The sequence below is a fragment of the Pseudomonas sp. 7SR1 genome (assembly GCF_900156465.1).
In the GTDB taxonomy this organism is placed as follows: domain Bacteria; phylum Pseudomonadota; class Gammaproteobacteria; order Pseudomonadales; family Pseudomonadaceae; genus Aquipseudomonas.
Map to the genome: position 1 here is coordinate 5,045,511 of NZ_LT707064.1, position 22,274 is coordinate 5,067,784.

The window sequence follows — 22,274 nt, forward strand, 5'->3', positions numbered from 1 at the left end:
ACGGAACGGCCAACAACTCTTTAGAGGTAGTGCGCCCGGGATCGGCTGCAACACCCTCGATCCGAGGCACCCTATGCTCGTTTTACCGCTGTTGCGCCAGGGCCAGCCGCAATGATGGGCTGGCTGCGCAGCTCCCTGCCCGCGCGCGCCGCGGTAGCAGTCATCCTGATTGCCATCCTTGCCCTGGCCAGTTCCCTGAGCGCCGGATTGATCGCCTGGTTCAGCCAGGGCGATGCGGCAGCGATCAACACCGCCGGCTCGGTGCGCATGGAGACCTACCACCTGAGCTGGAAACTGGCGGCGGGCGACACCGCCGCCATCCCGGCCATCGTCGACAGCCTGCAGCAACGCCTCAATAGCCCTTCCCTTCGCGCCGTGCTGGAGGACGGCCCGACAACTGCCCTGAACCAGAGCTATCGTGACCTTCTGCAACGCTGGGACGAGACCCTGCGCCCCGCCGTCGAGCGCGGCGACTCGGCGCTCTTGCAGGCCAGCGCGGATTCCTTCGTCGCGCAGCTGGACCAGTTCGTCACCCTGCTGCAACGCCAGAGCGAGCACAAACAGGGCTGGCAACAGACGATCCAGGGCATGGCGCTGTTCAGCACCATGATCATCCTGCTGATCGGCTTGTACGAACTGCAATACAGCGTGGTCACGCCGTTGCAGGAACTGGTGGAGGCGACCCAGCGTTTTCGCCGTGGTGAATTCCAGGTCCGGGTCAATCACCAGTCCGAGGATGAACTGGGCCAACTGGCGACCAGCTTCAACACCATGGCCGAAACCATCGAGCAGTCCCACCGGACCCTGGAAGAACAGGTCCGCCAGAAAACCCTGAACCTGCAACACGCCAATGCCGCCCTGGAACTGCTGTACCAGAGCAGCCGCAGCCTCGCCACGCGCCAGGCCAATGCCCAGGGCCTGGATGAGCTGATCGGTCGTTTCCAGCAGCGGCTGCCGGGCCTGCGCCTGTCGCTCTGCCTGCAAGGGCAACTGCAGGCCCCCGCGCGGCAACTGCTGGCGATTCATGGCGCCAACAACCGCGAGGTCTGTGCCAGCAGTGACTGTGCCACCTGTCAGAAGCATCATGGTGCCCGGCCACAGACCTTCAGCATCAGCAACCAGGGCAACGAACTGGGCGAGCTCAAGGCGCATTTCGTCGACGGCCATACGGCGCAACCCTGGGAGACCGAACTGATCCAGGCCCTGGCCAACGTGATCGGCACGTCACTGTCCCTCAAGCGCCAGCGCGAGCAGGACCATCGCCTGTTGCTGCTGGACGAACGCACCATCATTGCCCGGGAGCTGCATGACTCCCTGGCCCAGGCCCTGTCGTACATGAAACTGCAGGTCAGCCGCATGCAGACCCTGATGCGTCGTGGCGAACCGGTGCAAACCCTGGAAGCGGTGACCGGCGAGCTGCGCGAAGGACTCAACAACGCCTATCGCCAGCTACGGGAACTGCTGACCACGTTTCGCCTGCAGATCCACGACGACGGCCTGGTGGAAGAGCTCAAGGACACCGCCGCGGAGTTCTCCAGCCGCGGGGACTTCCAGGTCCATCTGTTCATCGACACACTGGCTTTCGAGCTGTCGGCCAGCGAACAGATCCATATCCTGCAGATCACCCGTGAAGCCTTGTCCAACTGCCTGCGCCACGCACACGCCGAGAATGCCTGGCTGCAGTTGCGCCAGGAAGGCGAGACGGTGCAATTGTCGGTCGAAGACGATGGCCGTGGTTTCAGCGGCGAAGTGGACCAGCGCGAACACCATGGCCTGAACATCATGAACGAACGGGCCCGCAGCCTGCGCGGCCAGCTGCAGATCCTCTCCCGGACACCCCAGGGCACCCGTATCCAGGTGTGCTTCCAGCCGGAATTCCTGGGCCAACACACCGAAGGCACCGTCACATGAACGCCCCCCTGCGCCACACCCTGCTACTGGTCGACGACCATCCGATGATGCGTCGCGGGATTCGCCAGATGCTCGAACTCGAAGACGACCTGCAGATCGTCGGCGAAGCCAGCCATGGCGAAGAAGCCCTGTGTTTGATCGAACCGCTCAAGCCCGACCTGGTGCTGCTGGACAACAACATGCCGCAGATGAACGGCATCGAAACCCTGCGTCGGCTGCGCGCCATGAACTACAGCGGCAAGGTGTTGCTGTTCACCGTGTCCGATGCCGAGGACGACATCCGCGATGCCCTGCGCCTGGACGCCAACGGCTACCTGCTCAAGGACATGGAGCCCGAGCTGCTGGTGCAGTACATCCGCGATGCGCTCAAGGGCGCCCTGGTGATCAGTCCCGGGCTGACTCGTGTCATGGCCCAGGCCCTGCGCTCCCCGCCCCGCCAGGCCGACGTGGACCTGACCGAGCGCGAACGCCAGGTGCTCAAGACCATCGCGGCCGGCTACAGCAACAAGGTCATCGGCCACAAGCTGGGCATCACCGAAGGCACGGTGAAGGTCCACGTCAAGAACCTCTTGCACAAGCTCGGCCTGCGCTCGCGGGTCGAGGCCGCCGTATGGGCCATGGAGCACCTGCGCGGGGTCGGTTAGGCTGCAATGCCCGGGCAGGTCTCCCCGCCCGGCTCCCCAGCCGCCATTTGAAAAGTCCTCGGAGACAAAGGTCAGGCCAGGCAAAAACCGCCTGGGAAGCTGGATTCACTGGCGTAAACGAGCATTCCGAGGCGGTTTTCGACGCCGCATCACCGAGTATCAGGGCTTTTCGAACAGCACTTAATGTTGGACCTGGACCATGGAGCTCACCTGCACCCGGGCCTGCATCTGCTCCGCCCCGCCTCCGCGACGCATGCCCCGCACCGGGCAGGCATCGAGGTAGTCCAGGCCGACCGCCAGCTTCAGGTGCCGGTCCGGGCGGGTCAGGCGGTTGGTCACATCGAAGCTGTACCAGCCATCGCCCAGCCAGGCTTCGGCCCAGGCGTGGCTCGCCAGGTGACTTTCATCCTCGGTGCACAGGTAGCCCGAGACATACCGTGCCGGAATCCCCAGGCTGCGGGCGCACGCCAGAAAGGCGTGGGTATGGTCCTGGCAGACACCCGAGCCGCCGGCAAACGCCTCGGCGGCCGTGCTGTTGACCGCGGTCGTACCCGGACTGTAGGGCATGCGGGCCACCAGGCCGTCCATCAGGGCGGTCAAGGCGGCACGATCGCGTCGGCCCGCGCATTGTTCCTCGGCGAAGGCACCGAGGGCGTCGTCCGCCTGGGTGAGACGGCTGGTACGCAGGAACGGCAATGGCGACTGGTCATCCGGCTCCACCTCCACCGCCTGGTGGATCTGCACCTCACCGTAGGCCGTGAGCACCAAGGCGCCGTGGGGCTCGTCCATGGTCATCACATGCAGGATGTTGCCGTACGGGTCGAGCTGGCTGCGCACCAGGCGCGGCAACTCCAGGTGCCATTGCAGGATGCGCTGGCGCTGGCTGTCCTTGGGCGTCAGGCGCAGGAACTGGATGCTGGTGCACACCTCGTCGGTGTAGCGGTAGGTGGTGTCATGGCGTATGGAAAGTTTCATACGACCTCCAGATAGGATTCGTGGACGGTCTGGCCCAGGTGGCGGATCTGGTCGATAAGGTCGGTCAGCCACAGATGCAGGCCCGAGGCCAGGATCTCGTCGATCCCGGAATAACGCAGGCGTGCGTGCAGCTCCGCGGCCAGGCGCTGGGCCGGGCGCCCATTGTTGCCCGGCAGGCTGGCCAGGATGTGGTCGAGTTCCTCGATGCAGGCGAGCAACGAGCGCGGTACATCGGCGCGCAGCAGCAACATTTCCGAGACCTGCTCGGCATTCGGCGCATTGCGGTAGATCTCGTTGAACGCCTCGAAGGAAGACAGGGCCCGCAGCAACGCGCTCCACTGGTAGTAGCCGCGCGCCGATTTGTCGCTGACCTCCTCCGACTCCTCGCCATACATTTCGTAGCGGGCGTCCAGCAACCGCAGGGTGTTGTCCGCCCGCTCGATGAAGGTGCCCAGGCGAATGAAACAGTAGGCATCGTTGCGCATGATGGTGCCCGACGTCGCCCCACGGAACAGGTGCGAGCGTTCCTTGACCCATTCGCAGAAATGACTGATGCCGTAGCGTCCCAGGCCATTGCCGGCGATGTTGCGCATTTCCAGCCAGGTGGCGTTGATGTTTTCCCACATGTCGGCGGTGATGCGTCCGCGCACGGCGTGGGCATTGGTCCGCGCCGCCCGCAGGCAGCTGTAGATGCTGCCGGGGTTGGTGTCGTCCAGGGCGAAGAAATGCAGCATGTGTTCGCTGTCGAGCGCCCCATAACGAGCGTTGTAGTCGTCCAGCGTACCGGCGGCCAGCAATGACATCGCCAGCTCGGCGTGCCCGTCGCTACGCCCGGCCTGGGGCATCAGCGACAGCGAGTAGCTGACCTCCAGCATGCGCGCCAGGTTCTCGGCGCGCTCCAGGTAGCGGGACATCCAGTAGAGGTCCGAAGCGGTTCTTGAAAGCATGTCTTAATCCTCCACTACCCAGGTGTCCTTGGTACCGCCACCCTGGGACGAGTTCACCACCAGCGAGCCCTCGCGAAGCGCCACGCGGGTCAGCCCCCCGGGCACCAGGCGCGTCTCCTTGCCCGACAGCACGAACGGACGCAGGTCGATATGACGCGGGGCGATGCCGTTCTCGACAAAGGTCGGGCACGTGGACAGGCTCAGGGTCGGTTGGGCGATGTAGTCTTGCGGCCGGGCCTTGAGGCGGGCGCGGAAGTCTTCGATCTGCGCCGCGGTCGCCGCCGGCCCCACCAGCATGCCGTAGCCGCCGGAGCCCTGGGTTTCCTTGACCACCAGGTCGGGCAGGTTGGCCAGCACATGGGACAGGTCCTGGGGCTTGCGGCACTGCCAGGTGGGCACGTTCTTGAGGATGGGTTCTTCGGTGAGGTAGAAGCGGATCATCTCGTCCACGTAGGGGTAGATCGACTTGTCGTCGGCCACGCCGGTGCCGACGGCATTCGCCAGCACCACATTGCCGGCGCGGTACACGGCGATCAGCCCGGGCACGCCCAGCATGGAGTCGGGGTTGAACGACAGCGGATCGAGGAACGCATCGTCGAGACGACGGTAAATCACGTCCACCTGTTGGGGACCTGCCGTGGTGCGCATGTAGACATGGTCGTCGCGCACGAACAGGTCGGCCCCTTCCACCAGTTCGACCCCCATTTCCCGGGCCAGGAACGCGTGTTCGAAATAGGCACTGTTGAAACGGCCGGGGGTCAGGACCACGGCGGTGGGGTTGTCCAGCGGGCTGGAGCTCTTGAGGGTGTCGAGCAGCAGGTTCGGGTAATGATCGATGGGGGCCACGCGCTGGGCCGCGAACAGTTCGGGGAACAGGCGCATCATCATCTTGCGGTCTTCGAGCATGTAGCTCACGCCGCTGGGGGTGCGCAGGTTGTCTTCCAGCACGTAGTAGCTGCCATCGCCGTCACGCACCAGGTCGACACCGGCGATATGGGCATAGATGCCCCGGTGCAGGTTCAGGCCCTGCATCGCGATCTGGTAACCCTCGTTGGCCAGCACCTGCTCGGCCGGGATGATGCCCTCCTTGAGAATGCGCTGGTCGTGATAGATGTCGGCCAGGAACATGTTCAGGGCCTGGACCCGCTGGATGCAGCCGCGCTCGACCGTCTGCCATTCACTGGCCTTGATGCTGCGCGGAATGATGTCGAACGGTATCAACCGCTCGGTACCCTGCTCGTCCCCATACAGCGTGAAGGTGATCCCGGCGCGATGGAACAGCAGGTCGGCTTCGCGCCGGCGTTGCTCGAGCAGCTCGGTCGGCGTGTCCGCCAACCAGCGTGCGAAGGCTTGGTAATGCGGGCGGCAGTCACCCTTGGCGTCATACATTTCATTGAAAAAAGCTCGGGGCATAGCCAACTCCCAGCCGCGTTCTACACGGCATTTCTTATCACTGCGTCATTCCAATAGTGCGGCCTTGCCTGTTTGGGTGAGCCTTGTTTGATGAGCCCTGGTTCTATGAGCACCTCATGGATGTCGGTCGCTGATCTGGCCTTTGCGTCTGGAAGACGTGCGCCCCCTTCAACTCTGCGTAGTGCCCCTCTCCTCTGTTCTGTGGGTGTCTGTTCCATGGAAGCCCCCGGTTCGGTGGCCACTGACTCAAGCCGTAGCAAAGGCTGTGCCCAAGCTCGAGGTTAGGCGCTTTCGCTGGAAAAACCGGCGCAAAATGGCGTAACCGTGAAATTTTTATTCGTTTGAGCGGCGAAAAGCACCTGATAAGGCTGCAAAGCCCTGCACGGCGCCTGACCAGGACATCGCAAACGGGTCGAATCGGTGCAGCGAAACGGATGAAGGGCGCTTGATGCCCTGAAACGGGGAAATTACTACCCACTGGCGATTTCGGCCTCCCTGCAAGCCGGCAATCGAACCAAGCCCATGTGTGTCAAAAGTGACAATTGTCCCCACTGGCCCGCCGCCGTCGCGCAAACGGCTGTCAACTGCCCGCAAAGCCCAATAACGTATCGCGCAAACGGATCAACTCTGATTAAGGATGATGCACGTGGGGGTCTTTCGGTTGCTGCTGGCAATGCTGGTGGCGATGTCTCATATGGGCGTGACGTTCATGGGCTTCAATCCCGGCGTGGTGGCCGTGATTTCCTTCCTGATCATCAGCGGCTTCGTGATGACCTCCCTGATCGAACGCAACTACGGCAGCGATGGGCAGATTGGCCTGTTCTACATCGACCGGCTGTTGAGGTTGTACCCTCAGTTCCTGCTTTACTTCGCCCTGTCCTGCGTGGTGATTCATTTCCTGTTGCCCGGCACACCCCAGGCCGCGGCCCTGACCCTGGAAAACGTCGCCACCAGCCTGCCGATCGTACCGCTGGGTTTCTATATGTTCGGCATCACCGTGCCGCAGATCCTGCCGCCGGCCTGGTCCCTGGGCATGGAAATGTGTTTCTACCTGCTGATCCCGTTCCTGATCCGCTACAGGGCGCGGGGCATCGCATTCGCGGCGTCCGTGGCGATCTTCCTGGTTGCCTCGCTGGGCTACCTCGACACGGATATATACGGCTACCGGTTGCTCCCGGGCGTGCTGTTCATTTTCCTCTGTGGCAGCTACCTGTACCGGGCCCAAGCCAAGGGCCTGTGGATCGCGTCGATGACCGCGGCTGTGGCTGGGTTGATGTGCCTGGGCATTGCCATGGGGTTCATTCCCCGCCGTCCTTTCAACGCGGAAGTCACCCTCGGCATCGCCCTCGGCCTGCCGGCAGTATTCCTGCTCGCCAGGCACAAGCCTCATCGGCTGGACGAACTGCTGGGCAATATCAGTTACGGGGTGTTCCTCAACCACTTCGTGGTGATGTATGTACTGCGGGCGTTCTGGCCGGTGGAGTACAACGCGCTGATCATCACGGCGGTACTGGTGCTGTCGTTCGCATTGAGCGGCGTGTCCTATTACCTGGTGGAGCGACCGGCGCTGAAGCTTCGCCACGCCCTCAGGTCAGGCGTCAGGCAGGACGCGGCGAAGCCCCCCGTCGGCGGCACCCCGGCTTAGCCTGCGACACCATGAAAAAGCCCGGGACAAAACCCGGGCTTTTCGGTTTCAGCGCAGCGCGATCAGAATGTCACGCTGGCGCTCAGGCGTGCGGTACGAGGCTCGCCGACGTTGACCTGCAGCTCGCTGCCGGTGGAGGACGGGTAGTACTGCTTGTCGAACAGGTTGTCCACGTTCAGCTGCAACGAGGTCTTGTAGCCCAGGACCGGCGACTCCCAGCGCAGGAAGGCGTCGGCCACGGTGTAACTGCTGAGCCAGAAACCGTTGTCGTTATTGGCGGCTCGTTCACCGACGTAGCGCGCACCGCCCCCGGCGTGCCAGGCGCCGAATTCGGCGGGGACATTGAGATGATGGGTCAGGTACAGGCTGGCGGTGTGTTTCGGCGCGTCGGCGAGACGATGACCTTCGTTTTTCGGATCGTCGAGGATTTCCGTGTGGGTGTAGGCGTAGGTGCCGATCAGCTCCCAGCGCTCGGAAAGGCGACCGGTGATGTCGAGTTCCAGGCCTTGGGAGCCGACTTTTCCGGCGGCTTCGGAGACTTCGTCGACAGTAGTCACTACGTTCTTCTTAACAATGTCGAACAGGGCGAGATTGATGTTCAAGCCCGGCAACGGATCGTACTTGGCGCCAATTTCATAGCTGCGCCCCTCCTCTGGCTTGAAGGTACGACTGTCCTTGTCGACCACGTCGTTGGGCTTGAATGAACGGCTATAGTTGCCATACAGCGAAAGGGTCTCGGATGCCTTGTAGACCACGCCCAGGAATGGCACGAAAGCGTCGCCGTTATCGTCGCGAACCGGCGAAGCAGGAACCAGTCCTTGTGTAGTGTATTGATCGTAATGCTGGTAGCGACCACCAAACACCAGGATCCAACGATCATCCAGATGCCAGTTGTCCTTGAGATAGATGGAGCTGGATGTCAGTTGGTTGCTCAGATTACTTTGTGCCGCATTGATTCTGCCCGGCTCTGCCAGCCCACCGTAGACAGGGGCTGTGATGTCGAATCCGCCTTGCGCGACCCCACGATAGGTCTTGCCGCGATACTGATCGGATACCTGATTATCGACCCCCACCAGCAGGTCATGGCGTTGGCCGAACAGCTCCTGCTTACCAATGAAATCCCAACTCGCGTAACGGGTCTCATCATCGTAGTGCGCGCCATTGGCAGCCCTGCGCAGGATATTGCCAGTCAGTTGGCTCGGCTGCGCAATCGAAAGGCTGTACCGATCATTGTTCCAGCCATACGTCACGCGGGTTTTCCACGCCTCGCTCAGCTCATACTCGAAACGCGCCGTCGCTGTCTCGCGAATGCCCACGCTTTTGGCCCAGGGCTCGTCCAGGCGCTTGTCATAATCGATGTCCACCGGATGTCCATTGCGGAACACTGTGCCCCGGTCAAACGGATTGGAATATTCGTTGTACTCATAACTCAAATTCAACGAAGCCCGCTCACCCGTCCAGGCCAGCGAAGGCGCGACCAGAGTGCTCTCGTTGACCCCGTAGTTGCGCCAGTAATCTTCATGTTTGCGCTCGGCAATCAAGCGATACGCCAACCCTGTGTCTCCCAACGGCCCGGTGGTATCCAGGGCCATTGTGCCGCCGCCTTCGCTGTAGCCCGAGCCGCTCAATGTGGTGCTCCGGGTGTACTCGGGCTGCTTGCTGATGACGTTGATCAGGCCGCCCGGCTCCAGCGCGCCATACAGCAACGAGGCCGGCCCCTTGAGCACCTCGACCCGCTCGGTGGTGGCGCTGAAATTGTGCCCCAGGTTCGAGCGCACGCCATCGCGCAGGATCGAGCCATCGTCGTTGGTACCAAAGCCGCGCTTGACCAGTGAGTCCCGCGAGCCGCCCAGGGTGTTGCCCTGGCTGACACCGCTGACGAATTTCATCGCATCGTTCAGCGAGCGCACCTGATAGTCATCCAGGGTCTGCTGGGTGACGACATTGATGGACTGCGCCTCTTCCTTGATCGGTACATCGCTCTTGCTCGCCGTGCTGGCTTGCGATGCCGTGTAACCCTCCTCCTGAGTGATGCGGGTGCCCTGGATATCCGTGGTGGGCAGCTCAAGGGAATCCTGCGCCCACAAGGGGCTGGCGATGAGGCAGCAGGACAGCGTGGGCAGCACACGCTTGAAGAATGCGCTGCGGTTGGCGAAAGGGATGGAACGCTTCAAGAAAGGGCACTCATGGGAGGGGACGTTAATGAGAGCGAATATACTTTGAGAATAATTCCCAGTAAATCTTTTCCATCAAGCCCATCGCCTTCCAACCCTATGAATCGGGCCGACTTTTGCAGAGTGATATCAAATAGCCCTTCCCCGCCTAAAGCTTTTGCGCTTTCGGTCGAATGTATTCCATTAAAAGATTTTTCCGCCCAGGAGCGACGGTATGCAGACGTTAAAGGACTTGTACGAGTCTATCGAAATGCGTTTTTTCGATACCCTCACTAAAAAGCTGTCGAGCCTTTTTCTACTGGTCGTGGTCAGCGGGTTGCTGTACTGGGTCGCCCTCAGCGCCCGTGCGGACATCGTGCTGCAGTTGCGCAATGCCCAATTGGACGCCGCCTTGCTGGGGCAGATCGAGGGGCGACTCGACAGCCTGACCCACGCGCTGCTGTTCGGTACGTTACTGACGGCGGGCATGATCAGCTTCATGGTCTGGTACTTCCGCCATCTCATCGTGCGCCCGGTCACAGCCATGACCAAGGCCCTGGAGGAAATCGCCAACGGCGAAGGCGACCTGTCCAAGGACTTGCCCCTGGTGACCCACGACGAAATCCGCGTACTGGCGGGCACGTGCAACCGTTTCCTGGCCAAGCAGCGGGAAATCATCAGCAACGTCCAGGCCCTGACCGTACACATCGCCGTGGAATCGGCGCGTTCGCTCAAGAACATCAGCGATTCCAGTGACAGCGCTACCCACCAGGCACGCTTCGCCAAGGAAGTGATGGACCAGAGCAACAGCGCCGTTGGCCGCATCGAGGAAGTCTCGCGCCAGACCCAGGGCATCTCCAGCACCACCGCCCAGAACCTGAGCATGGCCCGCGACTCCTACGCCGAGTTGCTCGAAGTGACCGGCAACATCAGCGAAATCTCCAGCAGCCTCAACGAGTTCGCCACGCTGGTGAACGCCTTGAACCAGCGCTCCTCGAGCATCAAGTCCATCGTCGGGTTGATCCAGCAGATCTCCGCCCAGACCAACCTGCTGGCGCTCAACGCCGCCATCGAAGCCGCCCGGGCCGGCGAAAGCGGCCGAGGCTTCGCCGTGGTGGCCGATGAGGTGCGGACCCTGGCGCAGAACGTCAGCCGGGCCACCGACGATATCTCCCGCAACATCGACGCCATGCTGGAAGAAGTCAGCTCCACCCATCAACAGACCACCCAGATCAGCCACAGCGCCCGGGAAACCCAGAAAGTCGTGGAGCGCGCCTCCGGCCATTTCGAAAGCATGATCGGCGACTTCGAGTCCACCAATGGCAAGCTGGCGGACATCGCCGAGCATATCCAGCAGTTCGCCGATGCCAACACCGGCATCAACGAGCGAGTCACCCAGATCCACGCCGACAGCCAGTCCATCGATCAGCGCATGCAGCATTCGGCGACCGCCACCCGCGACCTGTCCGGCGTGGCCGAGCGGGTGCAGGCGTTGCTGGGCCGCTTCGTGCTCGGCCATGGCAAGCTGGACGCCGCCATCACCCGGGCCAGCGAATGCCGGGACACCCTTCAGGTCCGCCTGCAGGCACTGCTGGACGAGGGGCTCGATCTGTTCGACCAGAGTTATCAGCTGATCCCGGGCACCGATCCCAAGCAGTACATGACCCGCTACACCGAACGCTTCGCCCAGGTCTGCCAGGAAGCCTGCGACACCCTCACCCGCAGCACGCCGGGGGGCAAGGTTTCGTTCATTGTCGACAGCAAGGGGTATTGCCCGGTGAACAACAGCTGGGTTTCGAAGCCACCGACCGGTGACCGGGCGGTGGATCTGCCGGTGTGCCGCAACAAGCGAATCTTCAACGACCCCATTGGCCTACGTGCGGCAGGCAACGTCCAGCGCTTCCTGCTGCAGACCTACCTGCGCGATACCGGGGAAATCATGACCGAGATCGACGTCCCGTTCTTCTTTGGCGGTCGTCACTGGGGCAACTTGCGCGTGGGCTTCGATGCGGCGGTGTTGCTGGCGGAGTGAGGGTGCGCTTACACGCCCCCCTTCCCCGGAAACGACTGATGTTGGGGGGAAGTCTGCTCACAAGCGGTGGATCAGCGACATCATCGTCAACTGACCCACTGCCATCGCGAGCAGGCGCGCTCCCACAAGGGATCCGTGGCGTAAGCAAATCCTGAGGTCATCCTACAAAGGGGTCTGAGGTGTATGCACCTCTTGAGCCCCCAGAAACAACTGTGGGAGCGAGCAAGCTCGCTCCCACAAGGGTTGCATCATCCGCCGGCAATCAGCGGTTCAACAGCACTTGGGCCCGGCCTTGCCGCCGTAGCGGGCTTCCTGGCGTTCGCGGAAGAACGCCTCGTAGTCCATCAGCGGCTTGTCCGGGTGCTTGGTTTGCATGTGCTCGACGTAGTTGTCGTAGTCGGGCATGCCGACCATCAGGCGGGCGGCCTGACCGAGGTATTTACCGAGGCGACTCAAGTCATTGAACATCGTTGCAATCCTCTGGTTACGCGTCCGGCAGGGCCTGGAATGGCGCTTCTTTGTCCGTGCGCTCTTTCGTGCCCCAGGCGGCGATGCCGACCTTGAGCGCGTAGAACAGGATGCTGAAGACCACGAACAGGAACAGCACCGTCAGCGTGGCGTTGGTGTAGGCGTTGAACACCACGTGCTGCATCTGCTCCACGCTCTTGGCCGGGGCCAGGACCTGGCCGGCGGCCAGGGCATCGTTGTACTTGCGCGCCAGGGCCAGGAAGCCGATCGCCGGGTTGGCGTCGAACAGCTTGATCAGGCCCGCGGTGGTGGTGCAGATCAGCAGCCACGTCGCCGGCAGCAGCGTGACCCAGACGTAGCGCTGGCGCTTCATCTTGATCAGCACCACGGTACCGAGCATCAGGGCGATCCCCGCCAGCATCTGGTTGGAGATGCCGAACAGCGGCCACAGGGTGTTGATGCCACCCAGCGGGTCGATCACGCCCTGGTACAGCAGGTAGCCCCACAGTGCCACGCAACCGGCGGTGGCGATCAGGTTGGCGGGCCAGGATTCGGTGCGCTTGAGGGCCGGCACGAACGAGCCCAGCAGGTCCTGCAGCATGAACCGCCCGGCACGGGTGCCGGCGTCCACCGCGGTGAGGATGAACAGCGCTTCGAACAGGATCGCGAAGTGGTACCAGAACGCCATGGTGTTCTCACCCGGCAGCACCGAGTGCAGGATCTGCGCGATACCCACCGCCAGGGTCGGCGCACCACCGGCGCGGGCCAGGATGGTGGTTTCGCCGATGTCCTTGGCCACCGCCTGCAACGCGTCCGGCGTGATGGCAAAGCCCCAGTTGCTGACGGTCTGCGCCACGGCCACCACGTCGGTGCCGACGATGGCCGCCGGGCTGTTCATGGCAAAGTACACGCCCGGCTCGATCACCGAAGCGGCGACCATGGCCATGATCGCCACGAAGGACTCCATGAGCATGCCGCCGTAGCCGATGTAACGGGCATTGACTTCGTTATCCAGCAGCTTGGGCGTGGTGCCCGATGAAATCAGCGCATGGAAGCCCGACACCGCGCCACAGGCGATGGTGATGAACAGGAACGGGAACAGCCCGCCCTTCCACACCGGGCCGGTGCCGTCGGTGAACTGGGTCAGCGCCGGCATCTTCAGCTCCGGCATGGTGATCAGGATGCCGATCGCCAGGGCGACGATGGTACCGATCTTGAGGAACGTGGACAGGTAGTCCCGCGGCGCCAGGATCAGCCACACCGGCAGCACCGCCGCGACAAAGCCGTAGCCGATCAGCATCCAGGTGATCTGCACGCCGGTAAAGGTGAAGGCCTTGGCCCAGACCGGATCGGCGGCCACCTGCCCGCCCAGCCAGATCGAACCCAGCAGCAACAGCACGCCGATGAGGGAGATCTCACCGATGCGGCCCGGGCGGATGTAGCGCATGTAGATGCCCATGAACATCGCGATCGGGATGGTCGCCATCACCGTGAAGATCCCCCACGGGCTCTCGGCCAGGGCCTTGACGACGATCAGCGCCAGCACCGCGAGGATGATGATCATGATCAGAAAGCAGCCGAACAGCGCGATGGTGCCGGGGATACGGCCCATTTCCTCGCGCACCATGTCGCCCAGGGAGCGACCGTTGCGGCGGGTGGACAGGAACAGGACCATGAAGTCCTGCACCGCACCGGCCAGCACCACGCCGGCGATCAGCCAGAGCGTGCCGGGCAGGTAGCCCATCTGCGCCGCCAGCACCGGCCCGACCAGCGGCCCCGCGCCGGCAATCGCCGCGAAGTGGTGGCCGAAGAGGATGTGCTTGTTGGTCGGGACATAGTCCAGGCCATCGTTGTTGAGCACGGCGGGAGTGGCCCGGCGCGCGTCGAGTTGCATCACGTTGTTGGCGATGAAAAGGCTGTAGTAGCGGTAGGCGACCAGGTAGATGGCCACGGCTGCGACGACGATCCAGAGGGCGTTGATGGGTTCGCCGCGGCGCAAGGCCACGACACTCAACGCACAGGCTCCCAGAACAGCCACGGCAAACCAGGCGAGGTGTTTAACCAGACGGGTTGTCATTGCGTGTCTCCTGCCGATGTCCAAGAGGACTGCGGCGATTGTTTTTATAATGTGCCCCGGCTATTCGGAGCCGGCCCAATATCGTTGCAAGCCGTCAATAAATAAATCCGTAGTACTACGTAGACGCCGTCGGTCTTGCAGGGCCGGGCTTGCTTGCACAGGTCTGCTATCGGGTAGGATGTTTGGCATATGATGCCAGTCATCACGCCTCCCCTCGCCAGGCCCGGACAGGAGTACAGATGCTGCTCAAACACAAAATCGTCGCCCTCGGGATCCTGCCCCTGGTCCTGGCGATCGCTGTCATCTGCGTGCTGGTGATTTCCCTCAACCGCCAGTTGGGTGATCAGCAGGCGCAACTGATCGAAGACAGCATCCTGGCCAGCAAGCGCGCCGAGTTGAAGAACTATGTCGAGATGGCGCAGAGCCTGATCGCCCCGCTGTACAACGATGGACAGGGGGACGAAAAGGCCCAGCAGCAAGTGCTGGAGGAGTTGCGCAAGCTCAGCTTCGGCATCAACGGTTATTTCTTCGTCTACGATCGCCAGGGCCGCAGCCTGATGCATGCACGCCAGTCGGAACTGGTGGGCCAGTACCTCTGGGACATGAAGGATCCCCACGGCCTGCCCGTCATCCAGGCGCTGATCAAAAGCGCCGAGTCAGGCGAAGGCTTCCAGCGCTATGCCTGGAACAAGCCCTCCTCCGGCCAGGTGACCGACAAACTGGCCTATGTGGTCATGCTCGATCGCTGGGGCTGGATGCTCGGCACCGGGATCTACCTGGAGGATGTCGAACTCGCCACCCAGAAGGCCCGCGATGAAGTGGCCCAGGGCATCCACACCACCATGCAGGCCATCGCCGCGGTGGCATTGGTGGCGGTGCTGCTGGTATTCGCCGGCGGCATGACCCTGAACGTCAGTGAGCACCGCCTGGCCGACAAGAAACTGCAACGGCTGAACCAGCGCATCGTCAGCTTGCAGGAGGAAGAGCGCTCACGGGTGTCTCGCGAGCTTCACGACGGCATCAGCCAGGTGCTGGTGTCGATAAAGTTCCAGTTCGAACTCGCCAGCCATGTCCTTGAGAATGGCCAGGAAAATGGCCTGGGTATCCTGAAGAACGCCACCGACCGGCTGGGCCAGGCCATCGGCGAAATCCGCAGCATTTCCCATGACCTGCGCTCCTCCCTGCTCGATACCCTGGGCCTGCCGGCCGCCATCGGCCAGCTCGCCGCCGAGTTCGAACAGCGCAGCGGGCTCGAAGTGTCCTATCGAAGCAACGAATTCGACTGCCGGCTGGAAAATGGCGCCCCCGTCTCGCTGTTCCGCATCGCCCAGGAGGCCTTGACCAATATCGAACGCCACGCCGGAGCCAAGCGGGTCGCCATCACCCTGTTCGGTTCGGGCCAGTCCTTGCGCCTGACGGTGGTGGATGACGGCATGGGCTTCAACGTGCCCCAGGTCGAACGTGGCCATGCTGGCATCGGCCTGCGTAATATCCGCGAACGGGTCGAGCATTTCGGCGGCCGCCTGGAACTGACCTCGACACCCGGACGAAGCGAACTGGACGTCCTGCTCCCCATGAACACGTCGGTCACGCAAAGCTGATGAGCCCCCATTACAACAAGAGCGCCTGCCCATGAGCCTGCCCCCTGTAATCCGTGTCGCGCTGGTGGACGATCATTCCCTGGTCCGCGACGGCATCAGGGCCTTGCTGTCCGTCATGCCGCAACTGGAGGTGGTCGGTGAAGCGGAGAACGGCGAGCAAGCGCTGGAAATGATCGGTCGTTGCCAGCCGGACCTGCTGCTGATGGACATCGGCCTCAAGGACATGAACGGACTGGAACTGACCCGGCTGCTGGGCAAGCAGTACCCCAGCCTCAAGATCCTCATGCTCAGCATGTACGACAATCATGAATACGTGAGCGAGTCCGTGCGCTCCGGCGCCAGTGGCTACGTGCTCAAGAACGCCCCATCGCGGGAAATCATCGCCGCCATCGAAGCCATCATCAGCGGCGGCACCTTCTACAGCGCCGAGATCGCCCAGCGGCTCGCCGCCGATCCGAACACCGACAACGAACTGACCCCTCGCGAGAGCCAGGTGCTGCGCAAGATGGTCCAGGGCCTGAACAACAAGGAAATGGCCCGGGAACTGGACATCAGCGTGCGCACCGTCGAGACCCACCGCCTGAGCATCCGCCGCAAGCTCAACATCGACAAACCCGCGGCACTGGCGAAGTACGCCATCGATCACGGGATCATATCCAGCTGAACAGTGGACGGCTGACGCGGATGCAGCGGGCGGAACCGTCCACGCAAGGTTGCAACGGCGCCATGGCTCCGGCAGGTGCCTCGCTTCACTTCGCGAACAGCTGGCCCATGTCCTTGAAGGCCTTGAATTCCAGCGCGTTACCACACGGATCGAATAAAAACATGGTCGCCTGTTCGCCAACCTGGCCCTGGAAGCGAATATAGGGCTCGATCACGAATTCGGTGCCGAAGGACTTCAAGCGTTCGGCCAACGCTTCCCATTCCTGCCAGCCCAGCACCACGCCAAAATGCGGGACAGGAACGTCATGACCGTCCACCGGGTTGCTATGGACGCTTTCCTGGGACGGCGTCTTCGGATGTTCATGGATCACCAGCTGATGTCCGAAAAAATTGAAATCGACCCATTGGGCGCTGGACCGCCCTTCTTCCAGGCCAAACACTTGGCCGTAGAAAGCGCGGGCGGCCGCGAGGTCATATACAGGGATAGCCAGGTGAAAAGGCGCGATACTCATCGGGACTCCAGGGGTTTGAGGTCAGGGAAACCAGCCTAGCGCCGCGCAGAAGATAAAAAAATCAATATAAATCGCTCAGGAACACAACTATTCTTTGTGAATGATCAAAGAACTCAAAACACTGGTCGCCGTCTGCCGCGAGGGCACGTTCGCCGCCGCCGGCCACCGAATCGGCCTGACCCAGGCCGCCGTCAGCGCCCAGATGCAGCGTCTGGAAGCCGAGCTGGGCTTCCCGATCTTCGATCGCAAGGGTCGTAGCGCCCAGCTCAATCGGATGGGTCATCAAATCCTGCTCCAGGCCCAGGACCTGCTGCGCCTGTACGACAACCTGGGCTCCGCCAGCATCGGTGCGCCCGCCAGTGTCTTGATCAACATCGGCGCCATCGCCTCGGTACAGCGCTCGTTCCTGCCGGACGCGCTGGCGAAGTTCCACCGACAGTATCCGCAATGCCGAACCCGCGTGATACCCGGCCTGTCGATCGAGTTGATCAACCTTGTGGACGCCGGTGAGATCGACATGGCCCTCATCATTCGCCCGCCTTTCTCACTGCAGAGCGACCTGCGCTGGGCCACTCTGGTCCGTGAGCCCTACCGATTGATCGTACCCGCCGATGTGCCCGGGGATGACTGGACCGAACTGCTCGCCAGCCAGCCCTTCATCCGTTATGACCGCTCTTCTTTCGGCGGCAGGCAGGTGGACCGATTCCTCAGCCGGATGCCTGTCAACCTGCGAGAAATATGCGAGCTGGATGAACTGGATGCGATCATCAAACTGGTGGGAAAAGGCGTGGGGGTCGCGCTGATTCCCCAGACCGCCGCCCATCAGGACTGGCCCGGCGACGTCCGGGTGGTGGAGCTGGGGGAGCACACTTTTCACCGTGATATCGGCCTCGTGCATCGTCGCCCCCAAAGCCTGAGCGAGCCTGTGGGATCGCTCGTGCAATTGATGAGCGAACATATCCGACCGGACGGCCCTTGAACACGAGCCCTGCCGCCACCGCGGGCGCAAGCATGCCCAGCCCACGCCTTCGGTGACAGCCTGCAAGCACTTTCACTACACTGGCCCGTCTTGTCCCCTTCCCTTGCGAGACGTGCGTCCCTATGAAAAACACAATAAGCACAATGACGTTCTGCGGCCTGATGGCGCTGTGCGGCAGCGTCATGGCCGAGCCGGCCCCTTCCCATCTGGATCAGGTCCTGCAACGCGGCGAGCTCAAGGTCTGCACCACCGGTGACTACAAGCCCTACACCTACAAGGCTGAAAGCGGTGAATACGAAGGCATCGACATCGACATGGCACGCTCCCTGGCCACGAGCCTGGGGGTGAAGGTGCAGTGGGTGCAGACTACCTGGAAGACCCTGATGCCGGACATGCTGGCAGGCAAGTGCGACATCGGCATGGGCGGGATTTCCGTGACCCTGGAACGCCAGAAGAAAGGGTTTTTCAGTGACACCCTGGACGTGGACGGAAAAATCCCGCTGGTGCGCTGCGAAGACCAGTCGCGCTACCAGACCATCGAGCAGCTCAACCAGCCCTCGGTGCGCCTGGTGGAGCCCGCCGGCGGCACCAACGAAGCCTTCGTACGGGCCTTCCTGCCCAAGGGCCAGCTCAGTTTCCATGACAACGTGACCATCTTCCAGGAGCTGCTGGACAAGCGGGCCGACGTGATGATCACCGATGCGTCGGAAGCCCTCTACCAACAGAAACTCAAGCCTGGCCTTTGCGCCGTCAACCCGACCCGCTACCTGCAATATGGCGAGAAGGCCTATCTGCTGCCTCGGGACGACACCACCTGGAAAATGTATGTGGACCAGTGGCTGCACCTGAGCAAGGCCAATGGCAGCTACCAGAAAGTCATCGGGCAGTGGCTGGCGGTGCCAGGGGCTCGATAACGCTCTGATAACGATGCGTCAGGCTGTGGGAACGAGCCTGCCCGCGATGGCGCCAGGTCAGCCACACTGCAAGTCGCTGACACACCGCCATCGCGAGCAGGCGCGCTCCCACAGACTTGAACGGGACCCGATTCAGCTCACTGTCCTGCCCGCACCTTGGCGATTTCGTCGTACATCATCTTCACCAGGTTGGCGTCCAGGGACTGGGCGAACTTGTCGATCACCGGCCGCACCCGCTCGCGGAAGCGATCTTTCTCGGCCGGGGTGAGTTCGTTGACGGTCATCGCGCCAGCCAGCGTCGCCTTGGCCTTGTCCATGCTCGCCGCGGTGACTTCCCGCTGGAAGTGCTGCGCTTGGGCGGCGGCCTCGCGAATCATGGTTTTTTCAGCATCGTTGAGGCGATTCCAGGTCTTCTGGCTGATAATCAACGATTGCGGGTTGAAGATATGGCCCGTGACGGACAGGTATTTCTGCACCTCGTAGAACTTGTTGCCCTCGATCACCGTGAACGGGTTCTCCTGGCCGTCGATGGTGTGTTGTTCAAGACCGGTGTAGACCTCGGGGAACGCCATCGGCACGGGGTTGGCCCCCAGCGCGGAGAAGGTTTCCAGGTAGATGGGCGACTGAATGACCCGAATCTTCAGGCCCTGCATGTCTTCGAGCCGGTTCACCGGATGCTTGCTGTTGGTCAGGTGGCGAAACCCCAGGTCCCAGTAGCCCAGGCCGACCAACCCTTTGCTGTCCAGTTGCGCTGCGAGCTTCTGGCCGACCGGTCCGTCGATCACCGCATGGGCCTCGGCGGCGTCGTTGAACAGAAACGGAAAGTCGAGCATGGCGAAGTCCGGTGCCTGGGCCGCCAGGATGCCCGAGTTGAGCACGGTGATATCCAGCGTACCGCCCTGCAGGGCAGACACCGTCTGCACGTCACCGCCCAGCGTGCCGCCGGGGAACAGGCGGACCTTGATCTTGCCGCCGCTCTTTTCGCTGAGCAGGTCGGCGAACTTCTGCGCCCCCTGGCCCTGTGGATGTTCCTTGACGTTCTGGAACGCGAATCGCAGGGTGCGCTCGCGTATCTCGTCCGCATGGCCGGCCACGCTGCCCAGCAGCAACCCCGTCGCACATGCCCCGGCCAACAGGGTCTTCATCAGTTTTCGCATGTCACTCTCCATTCATTATTGTTGTTGAGGTCGAGCTGACCAGGCTTGCACCGGGCTCATCCGGTGAAGAACTTCAACGGCCCGAGGACCAGTTGCGGGAACAGCACCAGCAGGAACAGCACCACGAATTGCGCGAGCATGAACGGCCAGACCCCGCGGACGATCTCCTCGAAATCCAGCTTCGCCACGCCGCACACCACATTCAGTACCGTGCCCACGGGCGGGGTGATCAGGCCGATGGCCGTATTGATCAGAAACAGCACGCCGAAATACACCGGATCGATCCCCGCCTGGATGACCGCGGGCATCAGCACCGGCGTGAGGATGAGGATGGTCGGCGTCATGTCCATGACCGTTCCCACCAGGATGATCAACGCCATCATCACCAGCAGCAGGAGGGTCTGGTTGTCCATGAAGGGTGCCAGCAGCTCCGCCAACTGACCCGGCAGGTCGGCAATGGTCACCAGCCAGGATGAAACCATGGCCGCCGCCACCAGCAGCATCACCACCGAAGTGGTCCTGGCCGAGGACAGGATCACTTCGTACAGTTGGCTGACTTTCATTTCCCGATAGATCACCAGGGACACGAACAGCGAGTAGACCGCCGCCACCACTGCGGCTTCGGTGGGGGTGAAGATGCCGAACTTCAGGCCCAGGATGATGATCAGGGGCAGGCCCAGCGCCCAACTGCCGTCGAGCAGGGTGCGCAGTACTTCGGCGCGGGAGCGCTTGGGGGGCGTTTCCACATGCTCGTTGCGCGAGATGTACCACCAGGCCACGGCCAGCGAAGCGCCCAGCAACAGCCCTGGCACGATGCCGGCCAGAAACAGCTTGGAAATCGACACACCGGACGCCACGCCAAACACAATGAAACCGATGCTGGGGGGAATGACCGGCGCAATGATGCTGCCGGCCGCGATCAGGCCGGCCGACCGACCCCGGGAGTGCCCGGCCAGCACCATCATCGGCACCAGCAACGCCGCCAGTGCGGCCGCGTCGGCAACGGCGGAGCCGGAGAGCGATGCCAGCAGGCAGGACGCGATGATCGCCACGTAACCGAGGCCACCGCGCTTATGCCCTACCAGGGCCATGGCAATGTTGACGATGCGCTTGGACAAGCCGCCGACATTCATGATTTCGCCGGCCAGCATGAAGAACGGCACCGCCATCAGCGGAAAGCTGTCGGCGCCATTGAGCAGGTTCTGGGCAATGATCTGCGCGTCGAACAGGTCCAGGTAGACCATCAACGCCACACTGACCACCAGCAAGGCAAACGCGATGGGTATGCCCAGCGCCATGCTGCCCATCAGGGACCCGAGGAAAATGGCCAGTGTCATGGGCGGTCACTCTTGATGGGGTTATGCGCCAGCGCTTGCGTAGCGTCGTTGTCCTTGATCATCACCAGCTCGTCGTCGCCGAGCTTGCCGAGCAGGGCCAGGTAGAGTTCATGGAGCAGGATCGGCGCGGCACTGGCACCGAATACCAGGCCGGCGGCATAGAACAGCGCCATGGACAGACCGGATGCCGGTGCGACCACCTGCAGGTTGATCACCGCCTGCTGCCAGCTGCCCAGCAAGATCAACCAGCAGATGTACAGCATCAGCAGATGCCCGATGACCAGGCAGGCGCGCTTGCCGGCCGCTGGCAGACGCTTGACCAGGCTGTCCATGCCCAGGTGCGCGCGGTCCTTGAGTGCCACCAGGGCGCCGAGAAAAATCATCCAGACGAAGAACCAGCGCGACAGCTCCTCGGATACGCTGATGCCGGAGTTGAAGGCGTAACGCAGCACGACGTTACCGAATACCAGCACGATCATCGCGACCATGCACAGGACAATCAGCAACTTGAGCAATTTGAAATACAGATCGACGACTTTGGTCATCTTGAAGACCTCTCGGGTTTGTCGAGCGCCGGCCTCGGCGGCGCGATAGGACCGCAGCGGCGTGGGCCGCTACCGGGTCGAACCGGAGACGCAAATGGCTTCAGGAATGAAACGACAGAGCGAAGAGAGAGCGTGGGGTGCCCGCGGACGGCTGCGCATAGGGTGTTCCTCTATTTTTATTATGAGCCCCGCCGTATCGGACAAGACTGTTGCGCCTAAAATGTACCAACCGGTTAGTTCGGTCAATAACCCAGGCCTGCCCACCGTACAAAGCGTGCGATTATCGGCTAGGGAAAGTCCT

The 22,274-nt window shown here is 62.3% G+C and carries 18 protein-coding genes; 8 read left to right on the top strand and 10 right to left on the bottom strand.

The features are described 5' to 3' along the window. Positions 1-111 precede the first annotated feature (111 nt). Entirely contained in the window at positions 112-1,911 is a 1,800-nt protein-coding gene (locus BW992_RS22210; protein WP_072390915.1) for a HAMP domain-containing protein, read from the top strand. Further along, positions 1,908-2,555, top strand: coding sequence for a two-component system response regulator NarL (gene narL, locus BW992_RS22215; protein WP_072390912.1), 648 nt, complete (start codon positions 1,908-1,910; stop codon positions 2,553-2,555). Before BW992_RS22210 ends, narL begins: the two co-directional genes overlap by 4 nt. Before the next feature lie 180 nt (positions 2,556-2,735). Here the strand turns inward: narL and BW992_RS22220 are convergent, their stop codons facing one another. The 3 genes from BW992_RS22220 to BW992_RS22230 are packed head-to-tail and all read right to left on the bottom strand — an operon-like array spanning position 2,736 to position 5,890. Then, positions 2,736-3,530, bottom strand: coding sequence for a transglutaminase family protein (locus BW992_RS22220; RefSeq protein ID WP_072390909.1), 795 nt, complete (start codon positions 3,528-3,530; stop codon positions 2,736-2,738). Next, positions 3,527-4,477 carry an alpha-E domain-containing protein gene (locus tag BW992_RS22225; protein WP_072390906.1) on the bottom strand — a complete coding sequence of 317 codons (951 nt, stop codon included), beginning with the start codon at positions 4,475-4,477 and terminating at the stop codon, positions 3,527-3,529. Before BW992_RS22225 ends, BW992_RS22220 begins: the two co-directional genes overlap by 4 nt. Before the next feature lie 3 nt (positions 4,478-4,480). Beyond that, entirely contained in the window at positions 4,481-5,890 is a 1,410-nt protein-coding gene (locus BW992_RS22230; protein WP_072390903.1) for a circularly permuted type 2 ATP-grasp protein, read from the bottom strand. Positions 5,891-6,536: 646 nt separating this feature from the next. Here BW992_RS22230 and BW992_RS22235 point away from each other — a divergent pair. After that, positions 6,537-7,535 (top strand): acyltransferase family protein, encoded by a 999-nt coding sequence (locus BW992_RS22235; protein ID WP_072459243.1) that lies wholly within the window; start codon positions 6,537-6,539, stop codon positions 7,533-7,535. Positions 7,536-7,597: 62 nt separating this feature from the next. Here the strand turns inward: BW992_RS22235 and BW992_RS22240 are convergent, their stop codons facing one another. Beyond that, positions 7,598-9,709 carry a TonB-dependent siderophore receptor gene (locus tag BW992_RS22240; protein WP_072459244.1) on the bottom strand — a complete coding sequence of 704 codons (2,112 nt, stop codon included), beginning with the start codon at positions 9,707-9,709 and terminating at the stop codon, positions 7,598-7,600. Positions 9,710-9,923: 214 nt separating this feature from the next. On the opposite strand from BW992_RS22240, the gene BW992_RS22245 reads away from it, so the two are divergent. Beyond that, positions 9,924-11,720 carry a methyl-accepting chemotaxis protein gene (locus tag BW992_RS22245; RefSeq protein ID WP_072390897.1) on the top strand — a complete coding sequence of 599 codons (1,797 nt, stop codon included), beginning with the start codon at positions 9,924-9,926 and terminating at the stop codon, positions 11,718-11,720. Between the two features lie 270 nt (positions 11,721-11,990). Here BW992_RS22245 and BW992_RS22250 read toward each other — a convergent pair whose 3' ends face one another. Then, complete coding sequence (locus tag BW992_RS22250) at positions 11,991-12,188, bottom strand: YbdD/YjiX family protein (RefSeq protein ID WP_072390895.1); 198 nt, start codon at positions 12,186-12,188, stop codon at positions 11,991-11,993. Positions 12,189-12,204: 16 nt separating this feature from the next. Continuing rightward, positions 12,205-14,265, bottom strand: coding sequence for a carbon starvation CstA family protein (locus BW992_RS22255; protein WP_072430556.1), 2,061 nt, complete (start codon positions 14,263-14,265; stop codon positions 12,205-12,207). A 239-nt stretch (positions 14,266-14,504) separates the two neighbouring features. On the opposite strand from BW992_RS22255, the gene BW992_RS22260 reads away from it, so the two are divergent. Together BW992_RS22260 and BW992_RS22265 are read left to right on the top strand one after the other, a co-directional pair. Then, positions 14,505-15,866 carry a cache domain-containing protein gene (locus BW992_RS22260; RefSeq protein ID WP_076407117.1) on the top strand — a complete coding sequence of 454 codons (1,362 nt, stop codon included), beginning with the start codon at positions 14,505-14,507 and terminating at the stop codon, positions 15,864-15,866. 31 nt (positions 15,867-15,897) lie between these two features. Further along, positions 15,898-16,530 carry a response regulator gene (locus BW992_RS22265; RefSeq protein WP_072398946.1) on the top strand — a complete coding sequence of 211 codons (633 nt, stop codon included), beginning with the start codon at positions 15,898-15,900 and terminating at the stop codon, positions 16,528-16,530. An 85-nt stretch (positions 16,531-16,615) separates the two neighbouring features. Here the strand turns inward: BW992_RS22265 and BW992_RS22270 are convergent, their stop codons facing one another. Further along, entirely contained in the window at positions 16,616-17,041 is a 426-nt protein-coding gene (locus tag BW992_RS22270; protein WP_072430555.1) for a VOC family protein, read from the bottom strand. A gap of 100 nt (positions 17,042-17,141) precedes the next feature. Between BW992_RS22270 and BW992_RS22275 the strand changes: the two genes are divergently transcribed. Together BW992_RS22275 and BW992_RS22280 are read left to right on the top strand one after the other, a co-directional pair. Further along, a complete protein-coding gene (locus BW992_RS22275) occupies positions 17,142-18,020 on the top strand; it encodes a LysR substrate-binding domain-containing protein (protein WP_072398944.1) in 879 nt (292 codons plus the stop codon). A gap of 122 nt (positions 18,021-18,142) precedes the next feature. Beyond that, the gene (locus BW992_RS22280) at positions 18,143-18,934 is read left to right on the top strand and encodes a transporter substrate-binding domain-containing protein (RefSeq protein WP_076407118.1); all 792 of its coding nucleotides are present in this window, start codon (positions 18,143-18,145) and stop codon (positions 18,932-18,934) included. A 137-nt stretch (positions 18,935-19,071) separates the two neighbouring features. On the opposite strand, the gene BW992_RS22285 is transcribed toward BW992_RS22280, so the two are convergent. The 3 genes from BW992_RS22285 to BW992_RS22295 are packed head-to-tail and all read right to left on the bottom strand — an operon-like array spanning position 19,072 to position 21,973. Further along, the gene (locus tag BW992_RS22285; RefSeq protein ID WP_072398942.1) at positions 19,072-20,091 is read right to left on the bottom strand and encodes a TRAP transporter substrate-binding protein; all 1,020 of its coding nucleotides are present in this window, start codon (positions 20,089-20,091) and stop codon (positions 19,072-19,074) included. Positions 20,092-20,147: 56 nt separating this feature from the next. Continuing rightward, positions 20,148-21,428, bottom strand: coding sequence for a TRAP transporter large permease subunit (locus BW992_RS22290; RefSeq protein ID WP_072430552.1), 1,281 nt, complete (start codon positions 21,426-21,428; stop codon positions 20,148-20,150). Further along, positions 21,425-21,973: a TRAP transporter small permease gene (locus BW992_RS22295; RefSeq protein ID WP_076407119.1), complete on the bottom strand. Its 549-nt coding sequence runs from the start codon at positions 21,971-21,973 to the stop codon at positions 21,425-21,427. The genes BW992_RS22290 and BW992_RS22295 overlap by 4 nt, the downstream gene beginning before the upstream one ends. Positions 21,974-22,274: the final 301 nt, after the last annotated feature.